General features: G+C 50.0%; 1 protein-coding gene. It reads left to right on the forward strand.

What is annotated here, in order from left to right; translation table 11 throughout:
- The first annotated feature begins 205 nt into the window (after positions 1 to 205).
- Positions 206 to 1,207: an IS110 family transposase gene (locus ACO0LC_RS29075; protein WP_423009737.1), complete on the forward strand. Its 1,002-nt coding sequence runs from the start codon at positions 206 to 208 to the stop codon at positions 1,205 to 1,207.
- The last annotated feature ends 6 nt before the right edge of the window (positions 1,208 to 1,213 follow it).

Here is a 1,213-nt window from a genome sequence, read left to right on the forward strand (position 1 = left end):
CGTACGATTACGCTGCGCTTGTATGGTTATAAGTGACGATTTCTGGGAAACTAGAAAGCGTCGGGGTGGAGGGACAACGCTGCGCATCTGCAGTTTTAGCTGACAGACTCGATTAGAACTCTCCCACCCCACCTCTTCAACGTCGATGAGGAATCCAGCGGTCAATAGGCCTGCCAACCAATACCGCCGATATGTGCAAGCTAACGTGAAGAAGTGGCCACCCCAACATTCTCACTTTAACGATAAGGAGGCAATCATGCAATCCCCGTTATTCATTGGTGTTGATGTGGCGAAATCTGAGGTCGTTATCGCCTGCTCGGAAAGCAGTTTCCCGGTGCGTGCTGTTGCTAATGAATTGGCTGCTTTAAAGAAATTCCTGAAACAACTGCCGCCTGGCTCGTCTATTGCGATGGAAGCAACCGGCGCCTATCACCAGGTGCTGGCTGACCTGGCTTTTCAGATGGGCTTGCATGTTTATGTGCTCAACCCTAAAGATACCCGTCATTATGCAAAAGGAGTGGGGGCGCGTGCCAAGACTGACAACGTCGATGCCATGCTCATTGCCCGTTACCTGGCACATGAAGTCAAGGAGCTGCGTCGCTATGAACCTGCTACGCCTGAGCAACGCACAATGGATGAGTTGCTTAAACGCAGGGCTAAAATTGTTTCCCTGAAGACCGCATTCCGCCTGACCTGTGATGGAGCGCCGTCACTGAAAGTGAAATCAGCCAAGCTTTTAGATAACTTTACAGATTTACTCAAGCAAATCGATCAGGACATTGCCGCATTGAATAAGGATATTCCCAACCGGGATGAACAAGTCTGTCGCTTGCAATCCATTGCAGGAGTCGGGCTATTAACCAGCTCCTGGCTGGCCAATCTGTTTGATCGCGTTCGTTTCACAAACAGTGATGCCGTCGTTGCATTTGTCGGTATGGATCCACGTCCCTGTGACTCTGGTCAAAAACGTGGCCGCAGGAGGTTGTCCAAGCGAGGCCCTGCTGAAGGGCGCCGCTTGCTATTTAACGCTGGTATGGCAGCAGCAAAATCAAAGGTATGGGCACCTGTGTATCAACATTATCGGCAACTTGGCTGGCCCTCAACGGCCGCTATCATGATCATCGCACGTAAAATATTGCGAGTTGCTTTTAGCCTGTTCAAGAACGGCGTTGATTTTAATTCTGATCTCATCTCGATAAAAACTTGACGGGAA

The organism is Undibacterium sp. JH2W (assembly GCF_049340425.1).
GTDB lineage: Bacteria > Pseudomonadota > Gammaproteobacteria > Burkholderiales > Burkholderiaceae_D > Undibacterium.